15 protein-coding genes, 1 other RNA gene and 1 riboswitch are annotated in these 16,479 nt (G+C 56.5%); of the genes, 4 read left to right on the top strand and 12 right to left on the bottom strand.

Features of this window, described 5'->3' with window-relative positions; genetic code table 11:
• Nucleotides 1-123: 123 nt before the first annotated feature.
• Nucleotides 124-1,635 (top strand): TSUP family transporter, encoded by a 1,512-nt coding sequence (locus tag ACYVGU_RS08760; protein ID WP_460621727.1) that lies wholly within the window; start codon nucleotides 124-126, stop codon nucleotides 1,633-1,635.
• Nucleotides 1,636-1,816: 181 nt separating this feature from the next.
• Here the strand turns inward: ACYVGU_RS08760 and ACYVGU_RS08765 are convergent, their stop codons facing one another.
• Together ACYVGU_RS08765 and ACYVGU_RS08770 are read right to left on the bottom strand one after the other, a co-directional pair.
• Complete coding sequence (locus tag ACYVGU_RS08765) at nucleotides 1,817-2,653, bottom strand: lysostaphin resistance A-like protein (protein WP_460621728.1); 837 nt, start codon at nucleotides 2,651-2,653, stop codon at nucleotides 1,817-1,819.
• A 168-nt stretch (nucleotides 2,654-2,821) separates the two neighbouring features.
• Nucleotides 2,822-4,276: an amino acid permease gene (locus ACYVGU_RS08770; protein WP_460621729.1), complete on the bottom strand. Its 1,455-nt coding sequence runs from the start codon at nucleotides 4,274-4,276 to the stop codon at nucleotides 2,822-2,824.
• A gap of 398 nt (nucleotides 4,277-4,674) precedes the next feature.
• Nucleotides 4,675-4,767: riboswitch (SAM riboswitch) on the bottom strand.
• Nucleotides 4,768-5,125: 358 nt separating this feature from the next.
• Here ACYVGU_RS08770 and ACYVGU_RS08775 point away from each other — a divergent pair.
• Nucleotides 5,126-5,554, top strand: coding sequence for a hypothetical protein (locus ACYVGU_RS08775; protein WP_460621730.1), 429 nt, complete (start codon nucleotides 5,126-5,128; stop codon nucleotides 5,552-5,554).
• 83 nt (nucleotides 5,555-5,637) lie between these two features.
• Here the strand turns inward: ACYVGU_RS08775 and ACYVGU_RS08780 are convergent, their stop codons facing one another.
• The 4 genes from ACYVGU_RS08780 to ACYVGU_RS08795 form a co-directional block, all read right to left on the bottom strand.
• Nucleotides 5,638-6,393: an EcsC family protein gene (locus tag ACYVGU_RS08780; RefSeq protein ID WP_460621731.1), complete on the bottom strand. Its 756-nt coding sequence runs from the start codon at nucleotides 6,391-6,393 to the stop codon at nucleotides 5,638-5,640.
• 78 nt (nucleotides 6,394-6,471) lie between these two features.
• A complete protein-coding gene (locus ACYVGU_RS08785) occupies nucleotides 6,472-7,497 on the bottom strand; it encodes a Gfo/Idh/MocA family protein (protein ID WP_460621732.1) in 1,026 nt (341 codons plus the stop codon).
• Nucleotides 7,498-7,627: 130 nt separating this feature from the next.
• Nucleotides 7,628-8,434 (bottom strand): M48 family metalloprotease, encoded by an 807-nt coding sequence (locus ACYVGU_RS08790; RefSeq protein WP_460614447.1) that lies wholly within the window; start codon nucleotides 8,432-8,434, stop codon nucleotides 7,628-7,630.
• Between the two features lie 66 nt (nucleotides 8,435-8,500).
• Nucleotides 8,501-9,658, bottom strand: coding sequence for a DegT/DnrJ/EryC1/StrS family aminotransferase (locus tag ACYVGU_RS08795; protein ID WP_460621733.1), 1,158 nt, complete (start codon nucleotides 9,656-9,658; stop codon nucleotides 8,501-8,503).
• 160 nt (nucleotides 9,659-9,818) lie between these two features.
• Here ACYVGU_RS08795 and ACYVGU_RS08800 point away from each other — a divergent pair, with 160 nt between their 5' ends.
• Nucleotides 9,819-10,658: a hypothetical protein gene (locus ACYVGU_RS08800; protein ID WP_460621734.1), complete on the top strand. Its 840-nt coding sequence runs from the start codon at nucleotides 9,819-9,821 to the stop codon at nucleotides 10,656-10,658.
• 88 nt (nucleotides 10,659-10,746) lie between these two features.
• Here ACYVGU_RS08800 and ACYVGU_RS08805 read toward each other — a convergent pair whose 3' ends face one another.
• From ACYVGU_RS08805 to ACYVGU_RS08830, 6 genes are all read right to left on the bottom strand, one after another.
• On the bottom strand, nucleotides 10,747-11,637 hold the full coding sequence (locus ACYVGU_RS08805; protein ID WP_460621735.1) for a glycosyltransferase family 2 protein: 891 nt from the start codon (nucleotides 11,635-11,637) through the stop codon (nucleotides 10,747-10,749).
• A 122-nt stretch (nucleotides 11,638-11,759) separates the two neighbouring features.
• Entirely contained in the window at nucleotides 11,760-12,467 is a 708-nt protein-coding gene (locus tag ACYVGU_RS08810) for a cell division ATP-binding protein FtsE (protein WP_460621736.1), read from the bottom strand.
• A 114-nt stretch (nucleotides 12,468-12,581) separates the two neighbouring features.
• Nucleotides 12,582-12,785, bottom strand: coding sequence for a fructose-6-phosphate aldolase (locus tag ACYVGU_RS08815; RefSeq protein WP_460614452.1), 204 nt, complete (start codon nucleotides 12,783-12,785; stop codon nucleotides 12,582-12,584).
• Between the two features lie 103 nt (nucleotides 12,786-12,888).
• Nucleotides 12,889-13,545, bottom strand: coding sequence for a transaldolase family protein (gene fsa / locus ACYVGU_RS08820; protein WP_460614453.1), 657 nt, complete (start codon nucleotides 13,543-13,545; stop codon nucleotides 12,889-12,891).
• Between the two features lie 147 nt (nucleotides 13,546-13,692).
• Nucleotides 13,693-13,789, bottom strand: an RNA gene (gene ffs / locus ACYVGU_RS08825) — signal recognition particle sRNA small type.
• A 114-nt stretch (nucleotides 13,790-13,903) separates the two neighbouring features.
• Nucleotides 13,904-14,476 (bottom strand): carboxypeptidase regulatory-like domain-containing protein, encoded by a 573-nt coding sequence (locus tag ACYVGU_RS08830; RefSeq protein ID WP_460621737.1) that lies wholly within the window; start codon nucleotides 14,474-14,476, stop codon nucleotides 13,904-13,906.
• A 370-nt stretch (nucleotides 14,477-14,846) separates the two neighbouring features.
• On the opposite strand from ACYVGU_RS08830, the gene guaA reads away from it, so the two are divergent.
• A complete protein-coding gene (gene guaA / locus ACYVGU_RS08835) occupies nucleotides 14,847-16,379 on the top strand; it encodes a glutamine-hydrolyzing GMP synthase (protein WP_460614455.1) in 1,533 nt (510 codons plus the stop codon).
• Nucleotides 16,380-16,479: the final 100 nt, after the last annotated feature.

Raw genomic sequence — 16,479 nt, forward strand, 5'->3', positions numbered from 1 at the left:
GTCGTTAAATTGACTTTCTGACTGCCGGAGGCCTAGCAGTTTCATGCACTATCTAAGCTCCTGCTGGCAGAACGTTCGACCTCGCTGCGTACCGCATTTTTCGCCCCCAACCAACACCAGCTAATGCCTCTTTCTTCCTCTGAACTACTTCCCCAGCCGGAGCCGCCGCCCCAACCCAATTCCAATCGGCTGTTCCCCATCTTCCTGAAGCTGGAGCAGTTGCACGTGTTGCTGGTAGGCGGCGGCTACGTAGGCTACGAGAAGCTCTCGGCGCTGTTGGCCAACAGCCCCGCCGCCGCCGTGACGGTGGTAGCCACCTGGTTTTCGCCGGAGCTGCGGGTACTGGCGGAGCGGCACCCGGCCGTGCAGCTGCGCGAGCAGCCCTACCATACCACCGACCTGGTAGGCCACGATTTGGTAATTGTGGCTACCAATGATAAAGCTCTGAACTTAGCCATCAAGGCCGATGCCACGCGCCAGCGCCTGCTCTGCAACGTGGCCGACACGCCCGATGCCTGCGACTTTTACCTGGGCTCTATTGTGCAGAAAGGCGACCTAAAAATTGCCATCAGCACCAACGGCAAGTCGCCGACCATTGCCAAGCGCCTCCGGGAAATGCTGACCCAAACCCTGCCCGATGAGCTGCACGACGTGCTGCAGCGCATGTCGCACATTCGGGAAAAGGTAGGCGGCGATTTTGCCGAAAAAGTAAAGTCCTTGAATGCCGTTACGGCTGAGCTTACCGGCGGCCCGGCCTATGAGTCGCCGGCGGCGGCCAAGTGGCGGCGCATTGCCACCACCGCGTTGCTGGCTTTTGCGGCCATGCTGGTGTTCAATATCCTCTCCTACTACCTCACCTGGAAACAGGTGTGGGATGTGGCTAGCTCCTCCGAAACGTTTTATCTGTTTGTGGCCATCGGCTTCGGGGCTCAGCTAATTGATGGGCTCTTGGGCATGGGTTACGGGGTAGTAACGGCTATCAGCCTGATGAGCCTTAACATTGCGCCAGCGGCCGTGAGTGCCAGTATTCATACCGCCGAAATGTTTGCCAGCGGGGCCTCAGGTTACCATCACTACCGCTTCGGCAACGTGAATAAAAAGCTGTTCAAAGTGCTCCTGATTCCGGGAGTGCTGGGCGCTATTACGGGCGCGTATCTGCTTTCCAGATTTGGCGAAGTGTATGCGGGCTACGTGAAGCCGTTTCTGGCTCTTTACCTGCTGCTGCTGGGTATTCGCATTATTTCGAAAGCCTTTGCCAAGCCGGGTCCGCGCAAAAAGCACAAGAAGCTGGGCGTACTGGCCGCGGCCGGCGGCTTCCTCGATTCGTTTGGCGGCGGCGGTTGGGGGCCTTTGGTTACCAGCACGCTCATTGCCGGAGGCCGCACCCCGCAGTACGTGATAGGCTCGGTAAGCGTCACGGAGTTTTTTGTCACGTTTGCCAGCGCTGTCACCTTCTTCGCCACGCTGGGCATTTCGCACTGGCAAATCATCCTGGGCCTAATTGTGGGCGGCGTAGCGGCCTCTCCTCTTGCCGCCCGCCTGGCCGGTCGCATTCCGGTGCGCTGGATGTTTGTGTGCGTGGGCCTGATGGTCATCATCTGGAGCCTATGGGCGCTGCGGAAAGTGTTTATGTAGCAGCTGCCAACACCTTACGAAAAAGCCCCGCCAATTATTGGCGGGGCTTTTTATGGTTTACCACATTGGCAGTCCTAGTAATTTAAAGCTACTGCCGGAAAGCCTACAAGCCCAGCGTTATCCTGATTAGCTTGTTGAGTCAGCACCGGTTTGAGGCATTTGGCTACCTAGTAAAACGGAGTTAAGCCCTAACAGAAAGGAGTGGTTCTTCCTCAGTTGGTAGCACTTCAGGCATCGGTACTGGGCTGGTTGTTTGCTGCACACGCCGCAGCACCAGGAAAAGTACTAGGGCACTGAGCAGCACCAACCCGATATACAGCCCCGGCGACGTAGCAAGCAAGATTTCCGGGCTATCAGCCGCCATGCCCACAGGCCATATCATGGAGGCGAAAGCCAACAGATTATTGAGCGCATGGATACTGATACACAGCCACAGGGAGCGGGTTCGGTAGTAAAGCCACCCTAGTACTACCCCAATTAGGGCGGTTCCCAGGCTTTGGGCGGGGTTAAAATGTATTATACCAAAAAGCAGCGCCGACTGGCCAATGGCGACCCACGGCCGGTATGTGCGGAGCAAGGCTTGCAGAATTACACCCCGAAATAGCACTTCCTCCAGTATGGGCACCGCAACAACTCCTACGAGGAACGCCGCTACTGGCTCGTGCACAAGTTCTTCAAAAAAGCGTTGCTGCCAGTCAGGAAGCCCTAGTAGCTGCACCACCGACAGCACCATTACCAGGGCCGGCACCAGTAGGGGCAGCAGGGCGTACAGCCACCCCTGCTCTTGCCCCGTGAACTGCACCGGGTTCCAGCGCTTGCCCGCTTTCCAGCGCATAAACCCAAGTAGGGCTACGTTAGACAACACGGCCACAACCATACCCGTCACGGATTTTGATAGGTGCAGCACCTTGCTGGCGAGCAAAGAGGTAGGCAAGCCCACGAGTAGCGTCACGAGTAAATACCAGCCGATAAATGTCCAGCTTTCTTTTAGGGCAGGATAAGCTGGGGCTGGTTTCAATAGAGAGGGGGTAGCAACTTCAGGCGTACTAGTTTCCACAGTAAAATCAGGATTAGTATAAAGTAGTGTGCGTCAAAACTACTGTTCTTGGCGCATAAAAAAACAACCAGCCGAGCGTAGCGCGTCGGCTGGTTGTGATAGTCATCTTGATAAGAAGAATTACTGCGTTTAGGCGGCTTGCTGCTGCTTTTGCTGCCCCAGCTTGCTGTGCTTGCGGCCGTACCCGTAGTAGATAGCCAGGCCGATGGCCAGCCACACTGCCAGGCGCAACCACGTTTCCCAAGGCAACGACAGCATCATCACGAGGCAGGTCAGGATACCCAGAATAGGTACCAGCGGCACCCACGGCGTGCGGAAGCCACGTGGGGCGTCGGGTTCGCGCTTGCGCATAATCAGAATGCCCAGGCACACCATTACGAAGGCCAGCAAAGTACCAATAGAGGTCATTTCGCCTACCACCGAAATCGGCACAAACCCCGCGAATAAGGCAATAAACAAGCCTAGTAGCAGATTCGACTGCAACGGCGTGCGGAACCGCTCATGGATTCGGGAGAATACCGGGGGTAGTAACCCATCCTTGGCCATGCTGAAAAACACGCGGCTCTGGCCCAGCAAATCCACCAGAATAACGGAGGTGTAGCCGATGATAATGGCCAGAATCACGGCCGATGACAGCCAGGCGTACGGCGTTTTTTCGATGGCAATAGCCACGGGCGCAGCGCTGTTCTTGAACTCGGTGTAGTTGGCCAGGCCCGTCATGACGTGGCCGAAAAGCACAAACAATACGGTGCAAATCAGCAGGGAACCGATGATGCCGATGGGCATATTGCGCTGCGGATTCTTGGTTTCTTGGGCCATGGTGGCCACAATATCAAAGCCAATGAATACGAAGAATACTACCCCTGCCCCGCGCAGAATACCGCTCCAGCCAAACTCCCCGAACGTGCCGGTGTTCTTCGGGATGTAAGGTTGATAATTGGCGGGGTCAATGTACTGCCAGCCGAGCCCGATGAATACCAGCACCACCGCCACCTTTAGCGTAACCACCAAGGCATTAAACCAGGCCGAGCCCGAGGTACCGCGTATAATAATCATGGTGATGGCCAGCACAATAAGCATGGCCGGTATGTTCACCAAGCCGTGTACTTCGGTGCCATTAGCCAACGTAGCCGATTCAAACGGCGACATCACCAACTGCGGAGGCAGATTGATGCCGTATTTGCTCAGGAACTTCAGCAGATACTGCGACCAGCTGATGGCCACCGTGGCCGCGCCTACGGAGTACTCCAGCACCAAGTCCCAACCGATAATCCAAGCAAACAGCTCGCCCATGGTGGCATAGGCATAGGTGTAAGCGGAGCCCGCAACCGGCACCATGGAGGCAAACTCAGCGTAGCACAGAGCCGAGAAAGCACAGCCCACTGCTGCCACCACAAACGAGAGCGTAACGGCCGGACCAGCATTGTTGGCGGCCGCAATGCCCGTAAGCGAAAACAGGCCCGCCCCAATGATGACACCGATGCCAATGGTAATAAGATTGAAGCCGTTCAGGCTTCGTTTCAGGGTGTTAGCGCCCGTTTCGGCCGCTTCCTGCCGAAGCAGTTCCAATGATTTTCTGAGCATAAAGTGATTCGCCAGGTAGTAGTTGGCTGGTAAGAGAATATCCTGGCCGCAACGCCTGCTGCCGCTTAACCGGCTAGCAACGCGGGTTGCCGATGTCAGCACATTACGTAGCCTTACTAGCTTCTTAAAAAGCCGAAAGCGACGCGTATTGCCGGGCAACTACAGGCAGCAGCGCTGGCCAGGAAACGAAGAGAAGAAAAGAGATGCCTAGGGCTTGGATGCTAGGTAACGATACCATCCAAAGCCAATTGGGTCAAAAACTCAGGGCAGAAGCCGCAGCCTCAACAGCAACAACAGCGGCTCATACAGCAGCGCTGAGCCTTATGGGGCGCACTGAGAAGGGCAGCGGAAACTACGAAACAGGTACTACGGCAGAGGCAAAAGTCCACGGCTTGTTGTTTTTATATGGTCAGGAATTGGCACCGTTCCGGCTGTTGCGGATGGTTGCCGACGCGTCATAGAGCCTGTCTCTCAGCGCCTCTGTATAAAAACAATCCTTTGGGCTAGAAAGAATTGATACGACAAAGGTAGAACCGGAATGCTGCTCCTGCAAACGGGGTCTTTCTCGCTCTACCACACTGCGTATTTTATCAACTCCTGAAGCCAACTGGTGCCCTAGCAGCCAAGTCTTATCAACTCATAACACGCTCACTATCAGAACACTGCTTTTGCTGATAGATTTTACTGGCGGAAGTTTAACCGGAAAATTTAAATATTTTCAGAGGCTGCTAGGGCCCGAGTTTGCTTAAAGTTGGCATCTGAGTTGCCTATTGACCTTGCAGAAGCGGAAACGCCTGTTCCGGACGGCGGCCCGCTTCTTTCTCTGAATTTAAACAATCCAACATAGCCATGAAAAAGCTTCTCGTTCTCCTCGCCGCTTTCTCTCTTTCTGCTGCTGCCGCTTCGGCCCAAACTACGCCCGTAAAAGCAGCACATGCTAAGCACCAAAAAGGCGCCAAGGCTGCCAAAACACCTGAGCAGCGCGCCGAGCAAAAAGCCAAAAGCCTCAGTCAGAAGCTAGGCCTCTCGGCTGCTCAAACCGAGCAAGTCCGGCAGCTGAACCTGGCCCGCTACCAGGAAATGCAGGCCAAGCGCACGCAAGTAGCTTCCACCGCCGATAAAAAGCAGCGCCACCAAGTCATGAAGGCCGGCAAGGAGCGCTACGAAGCCCAACTCAAGCAAATTCTGAGCGCTGATCAGTACACGAAGTATGCTCAGCTGCAACAGGAGAAAATGGCCAAGCACAAAGCCCAGCATCCACGCAAGGCCAAAAGCTAGTGCCACATACCTAACCTAAAAGCCCCAGCGCATTCCTGCGCTGGGGCTTTTTGTTTTATGAGCAAAGCCAGTCTAGGCCGTTACTAGGTAGTTACAATGGGTAAAGCATCAGGCGTGTTCTCTGCGGCAAACCAGCGCAGGCGGTAGCAGTTCATGGCCGTGTCGCCGAGTTGCTCCAGGAGCCGGTAGTTGGCCACCGCGCCTACGGCCGCTCCAATAACAGGCACTAGCTGCGCCATTTTGGCCAAGTCAATGTAGTCGCGGTACTCCTGCTGAAACGTGCGCCAGTCAAACTCCTGCACGTCGGTCGGGAGCGTGTGGCGGTAGGCATCCCAGTTGGCAACACGGCTGTAAATTTCGTTGCGGGTATGCTGGCTGCTGAAAGCTAGCTGGAAAATGTGCAGCAGGAACAACCGCTCAGTGTAGTCGCGCACGTCGTGGCCGTAGAGGGCCGCCACATCAAACAGAAACTTCAGCTTGATGCCGAGCAGCAACGGGAAGTCGGCCAGCCCGAGCAAGAAGCCGCCCGCTCCCGTCATGGCTCCTTCGGCGGCGGCCGTATTGCGGTAATACCGCAGTGTGTTCTTCACCGCAGCTTCGCGCTCTGCCAACGGCGTATCGGCCTGCGGACGGCGCGTAGTGTGCGTAGAGCCAAACAGAACGCCGCGCACCATTTGCTTGATGGCCGCCGTGAGAGCCTGGTGCACCTTTTCGGGCAGAAATGCATTCAGCCGCGCTTGTATTCGGCGCGTGAAACGCCCCACCAGCGTGGGCTTTTTTTGCATTTTCTGTTGCCAGGCGCGCAGTTCCGTACGTGCTTGCTGATCTGGGAGAGTCATAGTAGGCAGAACGCGAAGGCTGATTGTTACCGTAAGATCGGCAGATTCTGGCTGGCATGGGCACTTGCTACTGGCCGGTTACCGCAAACTATAAATCCGCTCGATAATCTCAACCACCTTTACTCCTTCCTGCACGTTGGTGGGTGCCGGCCCACCCTTCCGGATGGTAGTCACTACGTCGTCAATCAGTTGCACGTGGTTGGCGGCGCTGCCCTGGTAGGGCCCGTAGTCGTTGGCGGGGTTAGTGGGCGGCAGCGCAGGCAGCTGGTAGTTGCGCAGGTGGCAATATTCCACCTTATCCAAGTACTGCCCACCAATCCGGACGCTGCCGTGCTCCGCCACTACCGTGAGGGAGCTCTCTAGGTTTCGGTCCCAGACGGCGGTGCTATACTGCAAGGTGCCACTCCCCCCGCGCACGAGGTCAAACGTCACCAGACCACTATCCTCAAATTCGGTGAGCTCTTGGTGGTTGAAGTCCCGGAAGCGGGCCGAAATGTTGGTGATGTCGCCGAACACCCAGTACAGCAGATCCACAAAGTGGCTGAATTGCGTGAAGAGCGTACCGCCATCCTGGGCTTGGGTGCCGCGCCAGCCACCGGGCCGGTAATAGCGGGCATCGCGGTTCCAGAAGCAGTTCAGCTGCACCAAATACACTTGTCCTAGTTGCCCTTCTTCCTGAATCTGCTTAAGCCAGGCCGCGGGCGGCGAGTAGCGGTTCTGCATCACGCCAAACACCAGTCGGTTAGCCTGTTGCGCGGCGCGCACCATGGCTTCAGCATCAGCAGTGCGCAGGGCAATGGGCTTCTCAATTACTAGGTGTAACCCAGCTCGCAACCCCAGCATAGCTTGCGGCGCATGCTGGTCATTTGGTGTAGCTATAGTTAAGACATCGGCCGCCGCACCAGCCGCCAAGTAGGCATCAAGCGAGGGAAAAAAGGGCACCCCGGGAAATGCAGAGGCCAGCTCCGGCGCTAGTTCGGTCCGAATGTCAACCAAAGCCACCAGGCGGGCGCTAGCGTGCCGTGCCACCAGGGCGGCATGGCGCCGACCAATATGGCCCACGCCACAAATAGCAAAACGAACGGCAGAAATAGAATCGGCCAAAAGAAATCAGTATGAAGTTACCTCTGCCTGCAAGCTCCGAAAAACCCACCGTAATTCCCGAACAGAAAAGCAAAGCCCGCAGCACCTGTTTGGCGCTGCGGGCTTTGCTCACGCAGAAAATGACGGGCAATTAGAGCAACCGTTTCAGCTCATTGAAATTAGCACTGCTGGGGTTTCGGTTGGTGCAGCCTAGCTGTTGGGCACTGCGCTGAATACTTTGAATGCGGGAGCCGGGGTTGGGGTGCGTGCTCAGGAACTCTGGTGCACCTCCTCCACCCTGCTTTTCGGCTTTGATGAAAAAGCCGGCAGCACCGTCGCAGGCATAGTGCCGGGTGCCGTTGAGGTAAATGGTGGAGTATTTATCAGCCTCGTTTTCGTAGTTGCGGCTGAATTTCAACTGCCCCAAGCCTGCTGCTATCTGCACAAGCTGGTTGGAATTGTTGCCCAGCACAATGCCGAGTAGAATGCTCACGCCATATTGCTGCTGCAGCATTTGCGTGCTGTGGCGGCGGTCGGCATGCGCAATTTCGTGGCCTAGTACGCCCGCTAACTGGTTTTCATTATCCAGGAACTTGATCAGTCCTGAAAACACATAAATGTGGCCCCCGGGGGTAGCAAAGGCATTCTGGATGTTGTCATCTTTGATAATCTGCACATCCCAGGGGAACTGCTTGCGGTACTTTATATTGCCATTATCCAGCACCCGGTTTACTACCCCATCGAGCAGCTTATACGCGCGGGCATTACTGGAGCGAGCCAACAGCTGGCCTTTGGCGCGGTACAACGAATCGGTTTGCTTGGCTACTTGGGCGCCCAGGGCAATATCCTGGTTAATTGAGAAAAGGTTGAAGCCCTGCTGGGGCTTCATGACGGCCGCCGTGGTTAGGCCCGAAACAACGGCTAGCGGCAGAAACAGCTTCAGAAAGAAACGACGCATAAGAGCAGGAAGTGAAGTTTTAGAGGAGAGTAGTACGCAGAAAAGAAAAAACAGTGCCAAGCCGCTTTACTTCTCGGCCCACTCCCGCACTACTGCTGCCACATAGGCCACCTGCTCCGGCATCAGCATCGGGTGCATGGGCAAGGATAACACCGTCCGACTTAGCCGCTCTGCCACAGGAAACTGCCCCATTTGGTACCCCAGGTGCGCATAGGCGGGTTGGGCATGCACCGGCGCCGGATAGTATATGGCACTAGGTACATCATGGGCCGCAAGATGCTGTTGGAGCGCCTCTCTACGTCTAGGCTCGTCGGACACTGTAATCGTGTACTGATGAAAGACGTGGGTACTGCGCAGGTCGCGCTGCGGAATAGTGACGCCCGGCACATCGGCCAGAGCCGCGTCGTACTGGGCGGCTACATGCTGGCGGGCGTTGGTCCAGGCATCGAGGTAGCGCAACTTTACTAGCAGCAGCGCCGCCTGTACCGTATCGAGGCGGGAATTCAGGCCGATATGCTCGTGGTGGTATTTGTGGGCCTGGCCGTGGTTGGCAAGCTGGCGCAGCAATGTAGCCTGCTTCGCATCGCGCGTTACTAGGGCGCCGCCATCACCAAAGCCCCCCAGGTTTTTGCTTGGAAAGAAGGAAGTAGTACCGATATGCCCTACTGTGCCGGCGCACCAGGTTTGCCCGCCTGAGGTAGTAAAACGCGCGCCAATTGCCTGGGCATTATCTTCTAGTAGTACTACCCCATGCCGGGCGGCTAAAGCGATAAGAGCTTCCAAATCAGCGCACTGCCCGAACAGATGCACCGCTAGTATGGCCCCGGTGCGAGGCGTAATGGCCGCCGCCACGGCTTCAGGGTCTAGGTTAAAGGTGCCAGGCAGCACATCGACCAGCACGGGCCGCAGGCCTAGTACGGCAGCAGCTTCTAGAGTGGCTACGTACGTAAAGGCAGGCACTAGTACCTCAGTACCAAGCGGCAAACCTAGGCTCATAAGGGCCAACTGCAGGGCGTCGGTGCCATTAGCACAGGGCACCACCTGCGCCCCATCCAGATACGCCCCCAGTTCCTGGGCAAACGCCGCTACTGCTGGGCCCTGAATAAAAGCGTTTTCATGGAGCGTGTGCTGCCAGGCCGCATCTAGCTCAGCTCGAATTGGCGCATGCTGGGCCGCTAGGTCGAGCATCTGGATTGCGGGAAGCGAGGCAGATAGTAGCGGCACAGAAGCAGGAAAGTGAAGCAGGAAAGGTCAAAGATAGCCGTCAGGCTAACACCACCGCCACCCAAGCGCAACCACCGCGAAGGAGGTTGCGTTAAGCGAAGCGGAAGCTGCTATATTCTAGCGCTTCTATATACACTCTCCCACCTACTTACTTCACACCATGTTCAGGAAAATCCTCACTACACAGGCCCTCTCGGCTCTGCTCCTGCTCGGTGGCGCAGCGGTTACGGCCACCAGTTGCACCCAGAATCAACAAAATGAAGCCTCCGGCGAAGCCGATCAGGCGTATAATGACTTCAAAACGTTTGTCTCAGACACAGAAGCCAAAGCCGACGCGGTTGCTACGGAGGCGGAAGCCGACTACGAGCGGGAAACGGCTCAGCTGAAATCAGACTTCGATACCAAAGTTGCCTCGGTTGATAAATACGCCGACAGCTACGATGACGCCCGCCGCCAGGAAATAGAACAGCTGCGCACCCGCTATACCACGGCCTACGACAAGCGCGAAATGGCTTGGAAAAACCGCCCTGGCACCACTAGCGCTATGTCGTCGGGCACCATGAAGATGGGCAAATACTACAAGCCCAGCACTCCGGCCGCTCAGCTTACCGCCGCCAATGCCCGCCAGACCTACGAGGCCTTCGTGAGCAACATCAAGGCCAACGAAGACAAATATGACATCGACGACTGGCGCAACATCAACGCCGAGTGGCGCGCCCTCGATGAAGCCTACGATAAAGTAAAAAAGGACATTCCGGCACGCGACCTAGCCGAAATTCAGAAGGAAAAGCTGAAATATGCAGCCTTCAAGTCGTTTGATAAATCGGAGGCCCGGGTGGCCCAGGGTGCTGATGCCACCGAAAGCGGTGCCAACAAAGTAGCCGAGGAAACCAAAGATGAGCGCTCAGCCGTAGGGCGGGCCGCTTCAAAAGCCGGTAGCGCCGTGAAAGGCGCCTACAAAGAAGTAAAGTCGGAAGTAAAAAACACGGACAACGACTAGCCTCCTGCCTGGCTTACAGTATAACGCCGGCTTCTCTTCGAAGAGAAGCCGGCGTTTTTGGTTTCTGGCCGAGAAGTATTTCCCGCGTTTAGCGCAGCTCAGTTAGCAACCAGTACAGCTTGAGGGCATCTAGCTGGTGCAGGCTGGGGCGCCCGGAAAGCAGGTTGCGCCGTACTTTGTCCCGGCGCAAGCTGAATGCAACCCGCACAGCATCGCCAAGACCCCAGCGCTTGAGGTGCAGCGCGGCTTGCAGCAGTTTGGTATCAGCGCCTAGCCCCTCGGTGCGGTACAACTGCACGAGGTTGCGCACGGCATCATGCGTTTTTTGCAAGAACACAGGCGCCGGCTCCAGCCCGTTGTGCAGCACTGGGTTATCGAGGTGCATTACCTCAACGCCCAAATCGCGCAGCAGCCACCCAAATTTGGTGTCTTCGTGGCCGTAGCGGGTTAGGCTCTCATCGAGGCCTAGGCGCCCGAACACATCCGCCCGAATCAGGAGGTTATTTAACGCCAGCTGCCGGTGCGGGGCGCGCTGCCGAACTGCGGCGGGCCGGGCCTCGCGGTGGCGGCCATACAGCCAGCGCAAGTGCAGGCAGGCTTCGCCAGGTGGCAGCGGCTCGTAGGCAGTGCCGCCCGAAATGACAGGTGCCGCAAGCCGGGTACTGGCGTAACCGGCCAGAAACTTTGCATCGGGAAGCAGACTGTCGTTGTCCAGTAGCAGGAGCCATTCTTGCCGAGCCGCCGCGGCCAGCTGGTTACGGATGGCTGCTCGCCCTACATTGCACTCCAGCTCCTGGTAAAAAACGCCCGGCAGGCTGATTAATTGCCGATTTAGCTTGCGGAAAGATTCACTAGAGCCGTCATCCAGGCAATGAATCTCAACAGTACCCTGCCAGTCCGGAGCTTGGGCCAGCAATGCCCGGACCAAGGGCCGCACATCGTGGTTAAACACCGGAATCAGTACTGAAAGGCCACTCATTCTATCCTAATTAAGTTACTAACCTGCCACATTGCGGGCAGCGGCTATTTGCCGGCGGCCTGCATTCTCCCACATGAGCCCCAAACGGTTTGGAAGGTTGGCACCCCTAGTACTTTTTTGTTTTAGACAGCCAACTCAAACGGCGTAACGGCCGAATCCACTAGCTGGCCTTGCTCACACTTTAATACGCGCTTCGGATACTGCCGGATGATTTGGTAGTTGTGGGTGGCCATGAGCACGGCGGTGCCGGCGTTATTGATTTCCACAAACAGGCGCATAATGCTGTCGGCCACATCGGGGTCGAGGTTGCCGGTGGGTTCGTCGGCGAGTAGCAGCAAGGGCTCATTCAGCAGTGCCCGCGCAATTACCACGCGTTGCTGCTCGCCGCCAGAAAGCTGATGCGGCATTTTGGAAGCCGCGTTGGCCAAGCCCACACGCATAAGCACCTCCGAAATGCGCTGCTGCTTGCGTGCCTTCCCCGACCAGCCCGTGGCGTTCAGCACAAACAACAAGTTATCGGCCACGGAGCGGTCGAAGAGCAGCTGAAAGTCTTGAAAAATGATACCCAGTTTGCGCCGCAGATAGGGCACTTTGCCGTTGCTGTCAATTTTAGGCAGCGGAAACCCTACGACCGTGCCTGAGCCCGCAGGCAGAGGCAAATCGGCATAAAGCGTTTTAAGCAGGGAGCTTTTGCCCGAGCCCGTACGCCCTACCAAGTAGGCAAACTCCCCTTTCTCCAGCGTAAACGTGACCTTTTGCAGCACGGTGTTCACATCCTGCATAATGTAGGCGTCGTGCAACTCAATAACGGGAGCGGAAGTGGTAGGCATAGGGACGAAGATAACGGGCAGGGCGGGCTTCCAGAAACGTTTATTCCGGGCCCGGCACGAAGTCTTACAACGCAGACTCCCTGTCGGGCCCGGAATACTACGTGCTGGCGTAGGTCAGATTTCCAGTTTTTGAAGCTTACCGAACTCCAGCTCCCCAATAACGGCGGCCAGCTCGGTTTCCTTGCCCTCCAGGCCATAGCGGTGCAAATCCTTCAGGGGGCGGTCGGCACGGAAGTACGCAATTAGCACGAAATGCTCGTCGCGCAGCTGTATGTAGTCCGGAATCTTGGCCTTGCCTTTTACTTTAATGATGTACATAGCGGGAGCCGGAGCTGAACAGGAAAGCCAGGAGATGAAACCATAACGCAGCAACAATTTTCGGCTGCTTCTAGCTTTCAGCTCCTGGCTTTACCTTGCTCGTTTAGGAATTAACCTTCTTGTGGTCAGCCAGGAACGTAGCCAGGCCTTTGTCGGTGAGGGGGTGGTTGAGCAGGCCCGTAATCACATTCAGCGGGCAGGTTACCACATCAGCACCAAGCTCAGCGCACTGGATCAGGTGCGGTACGTGGCGCACCGAGGCGGCCAATACCTGCGTAGGGTAGCCGTAGTTGCTGAAAATATCCACAATCTGCTGCACCAACAGCAAGCCATCGTGCCCGATATCATCAAGGCGACCCACAAACGGCGACACGTAGGTTGCGCCTGCTTTGGCAGCTAGCAGCGCCTGGCCGGCCGAGAAAATGAGAGTGCAGTTGGTTTTGATGCCTTTGTCGGAGAAGTAGCGGATAGCCTTCACGCCATCGCGGATCATGGGCACTTTCACCACAATGTTGGGGTGCAGCTCGGCCAGAGCTTCGCCTTCCCGGATCATGCCTTCGAAGTCGGTGGCAATTACCTCAGCCGACACGTCGCCATCCACGATTTCGCAGATCTGCTGGTAGTGCGCCATCACGGCATCCGTGCCTTTGATGCCTTCCTTGGCCATCAGCGAAGGATTGGTGGTTACGCCGTCGAGCACACCTAGCTCTACGGCCTCCTGAATTTCTTTCAGGTTGGCGGTATCAATGAAGAATTTCATGCGGGTAGTTTGGTAACAACGATGCCCAAAGCTACCCATTTGCCGGCAAACGCCCTTGTGCCCACGCTGCTACCCACGCGAAATCTCAGAAATAGATGGGGCTGGCCCTACGCTGGCTACTAGGTGCCTGACGAGCGGAAAGGGCAAAAAAAAGCGAGCCAAAATCGCACCGCTCAACCGTCTACCCTTGCTACCTTCCGGTCCTGGGGGAGTTCAACAGGAGCTGGTCGTTCTGACTCGCCGTGACAAAGGTACGCACGTATTGGGGCAGAAAGCACGCCCTAGGCAGATATTTTTCCTGAACCCCGGATATCTACAAGAGTATCAGTTGCTTTTTTTGCTGGGAGCTGGGGGTAAGCTAGTTTTTCCAGGCTTTGGTGGCCGCTTTGCTGCGCTTCTTTAAATCGCGCTTGTAGTCAGAAATTGGGTCCAGCTTGAACAACAGGTCGGCGGGGCCGCGGGCAATGCGCTCAGCATCTTGGTAGCCGGCAAAGCTCACCTGAATAACGGGGGCTTTGGCCGTAGTGGGCAGCATATAGTTCCCCTCCGAGTTGGTGCTCACGGACTGCATTTTGTCGCCTACTATTGTAATGGTAGCGCCCATCAGTGGGTTTCCCCATTCATCTACCACGTTGCCGGCCAGTATTTTAACGGCGGGCTTCACAACAACTACCACCGGCTCAGCAACTGTTGGTGCTGGCGCGGGTATTACGGGTGCTGGTGTTGGTTCCGGAGCAGTGGGTGCCTTTTCGGCTGAAACTACCCTAGTAGCGGCCGGCGAAGCACTAACAACTGCAAATACATCGGCAACTGTGCCTATGGTATCAGGCTCAACACGTTTGGTTTCCGTTGATTGCTGAGCCAGGCCAGTGGCAGGCAATACCAATGCACCTAGCAAAGACAATGCAAGCAGGGGAAGAGAGGAGTGCATAAACCACGCAGTTAGAAAGCAGAAAGAAATAGAAGCGCTATAAAGGTGCCCGGTCTGGGCCGGACTGTAAAGGCAACCTCCCCATACTTTGTGACTAGTATTTACGCAGTAGCGGAATAGGACTATTAACTAAAAAACGCGCTTACAGGCTCACACTCTTCTATCATGAACTGCACTTTGTTTCTGCAGCTCAGCTTTTGTGACGTTGCTTACGCTGGCTCTGGCGCAGGTTTCTGCCAGGGTATTTTACTATCCTCTCCACTGCCCAGCCGCAAACGGGGCGCTGCCCAGCCCCTACTTTCACCAGAAAAGTGAGCTGAGAAATGAAAACCCGTGCTTCAGGTCTGAAATCTGCGCGCTACCTTTGCCCATGCCTCAACAGATTCTCATTCTCGATTTTGGGTCGCAGTACACGCAGCTCATTGCCCGGCGCATCCGGGAGTTGAACGTCTACTGCGAAATCCATCCGTATAATCACGCCCCGGACCTCACTGAGGACATCCGGGGCGTTGTGCTTTCGGGCTCGCCCTGCTCCGTGCGCGATGCTGATTCGCCCAACCCCGACCTCTCTAGGTACCTAGGCAACGTACCCGTACTGGGCGTTTGCTACGGCGCGCAGCTGCTGGCCCACCAACAGGGCGGCGAGGTGATGCCTGCTACCATCCGGGAGTATGGCCGCGCCCGCCTCTCCCGTGTGCACCACGACTCCCCCCTGCTGCATGGCGTGCCTTCGGAGTCGCAGGTTTGGATGTCGCACGGCGACACCATCAAAACACTGCCCGAAGGCTTTGACATCATTGCCAGCACGCCGGAGGTTGCCGTAGCAGCCTTCCATATTGCCGGCCAGCCTACCTATGGGATTCAGTTTCACCCAGAGGTAACGCACTCCACCGATGGCAAAACCCTGCTCCAGAACTTCGTAGTCAACATCTGTAAGCTAGATCAAAGCTGGACGCCGGAACACTTCGTAGACAGTATGGTGGAAACGCTGCAGCGCACCATCGGCGACGAGGACCAGGTGATTCTGGGCTTATCGGGCGGTGTAGACTCCAGCGTGGCGGCCCTGCTGCTGCATAAGGCCATTGGCAAGCGCCTGCACGGCATCTTCGTGAACAATGGGCTACTGCGCAAGGATGAGTACGAAGACGTGCTGCACTCCTATAAGGACCTAGGCCTGAACGTACGCGGGGTGGATGCTTCGCAGGAATTCTACGATGCCCTCACCGGACTCACTGACCCCGAGCTGAAGCGCAAAGCCATCGGCCGCACCTTTATTGAGGTCTTTGACCGCGAGGCGCAGAAGGTAGACGGCGCCCGCTGGCTGGCCCAGGGCACCATTTATCCTGATGTGATTGAGTCGGTGTCGGTGAAAGGACCGGCCGTGACCATCAAGAGCCACCACAACGTGGGCGGCCTGCCCGAAAAAATGAACCTGCGTATTGTGGAGCCGCTACGGGCCTTGTTTAAAGACGAGGTGCGCGAAGTAGGCCATACGCTGGAGCTGCCGGTCAACATCCTGCACCGCCACCCCTTCCCGGGTCCCGGACTGGGCATCCGTATTCTCGGCGATATCACTCCGGAGAAAGTAGACCTGCTGCAGCGCGCCGATGCCATTTTCATCAACGGACTGAAAGAGCATGGCCTCTACGAGAAAGTGTGGCAGGCTGGCGTGATGCTGCTGCCCGTGCAGAGCGTGGGCGTGATGGGCGATGAGCGGACCTACGAGCGGGTAGTAGCGCTGCGCGCCGTAACCAGCGTAGACGGCATGACGGCCGACTGGGCGCACCTTCCCTACGAGTTTCTGGCCGAGGTCAGCAACAAAATTATCAATCAGGTGCGCGGCATCAACCGCGTGGTGTACGATATCAGCTCCAAGCCACCAGCAACCATTGAGTGGGAATAAGCAACACCCCTAGTAAAAAAGGCCGCTAGCGCATTGCTAGCGGCCTTTTTTATGTAAACGGTTTACGCCAATTACTGACCTAGTACCCGAGGCCCGTTGC

It is taken from the genome of Hymenobacter tenuis (genome assembly GCF_054780495.1).

Bases quoted from the DNA above. Each gene is read 5' to 3' on its own strand.
- ACYVGU_RS08760 (WP_460621727.1), top strand. From the start codon at position 124: ATGCCTCTTTCTTCCTCTGAACTACTTCCCCAGCCGGAGCCGCCGCCC.
- ACYVGU_RS08770 (WP_460621729.1), bottom strand. From the start codon at position 4,276: ATGCTCAGAAAATCATTGGAACTGCTTCGGCAGGAAGCGGCCGAAACG.
- ACYVGU_RS08775 (WP_460621730.1), top strand. From the start codon at position 5,126: ATGAAAAAGCTTCTCGTTCTCCTCGCCGCTTTCTCTCTTTCTGCTGCT.
- ACYVGU_RS08780 (WP_460621731.1), bottom strand. From the start codon at position 6,393: ATGACTCTCCCAGATCAGCAAGCACGTACGGAACTGCGCGCCTGGCAA.
- ACYVGU_RS08790 (WP_460614447.1), bottom strand. From the start codon at position 8,434: ATGCGTCGTTTCTTTCTGAAGCTGTTTCTGCCGCTAGCCGTTGTTTCG.
- ACYVGU_RS08800 (WP_460621734.1), top strand. From the start codon at position 9,819: ATGTTCAGGAAAATCCTCACTACACAGGCCCTCTCGGCTCTGCTCCTG.
- ACYVGU_RS08805 (WP_460621735.1), bottom strand. From the start codon at position 11,637: ATGAGTGGCCTTTCAGTACTGATTCCGGTGTTTAACCACGATGTGCGG.
- ACYVGU_RS08810 (WP_460621736.1), bottom strand. From the start codon at position 12,467: ATGCCTACCACTTCCGCTCCCGTTATTGAGTTGCACGACGCCTACATT.
- ACYVGU_RS08815 (WP_460614452.1), bottom strand. From the start codon at position 12,785: ATGTACATCATTAAAGTAAAAGGCAAGGCCAAGATTCCGGACTACATA.
- fsa (WP_460614453.1), bottom strand. From the start codon at position 13,545: ATGAAATTCTTCATTGATACCGCCAACCTGAAAGAAATTCAGGAGGCC.
- ACYVGU_RS08830 (WP_460621737.1), bottom strand. From the start codon at position 14,476: ATGCACTCCTCTCTTCCCCTGCTTGCATTGTCTTTGCTAGGTGCATTG.
- guaA (WP_460614455.1), top strand. From the start codon at position 14,847: ATGCCTCAACAGATTCTCATTCTCGATTTTGGGTCGCAGTACACGCAG.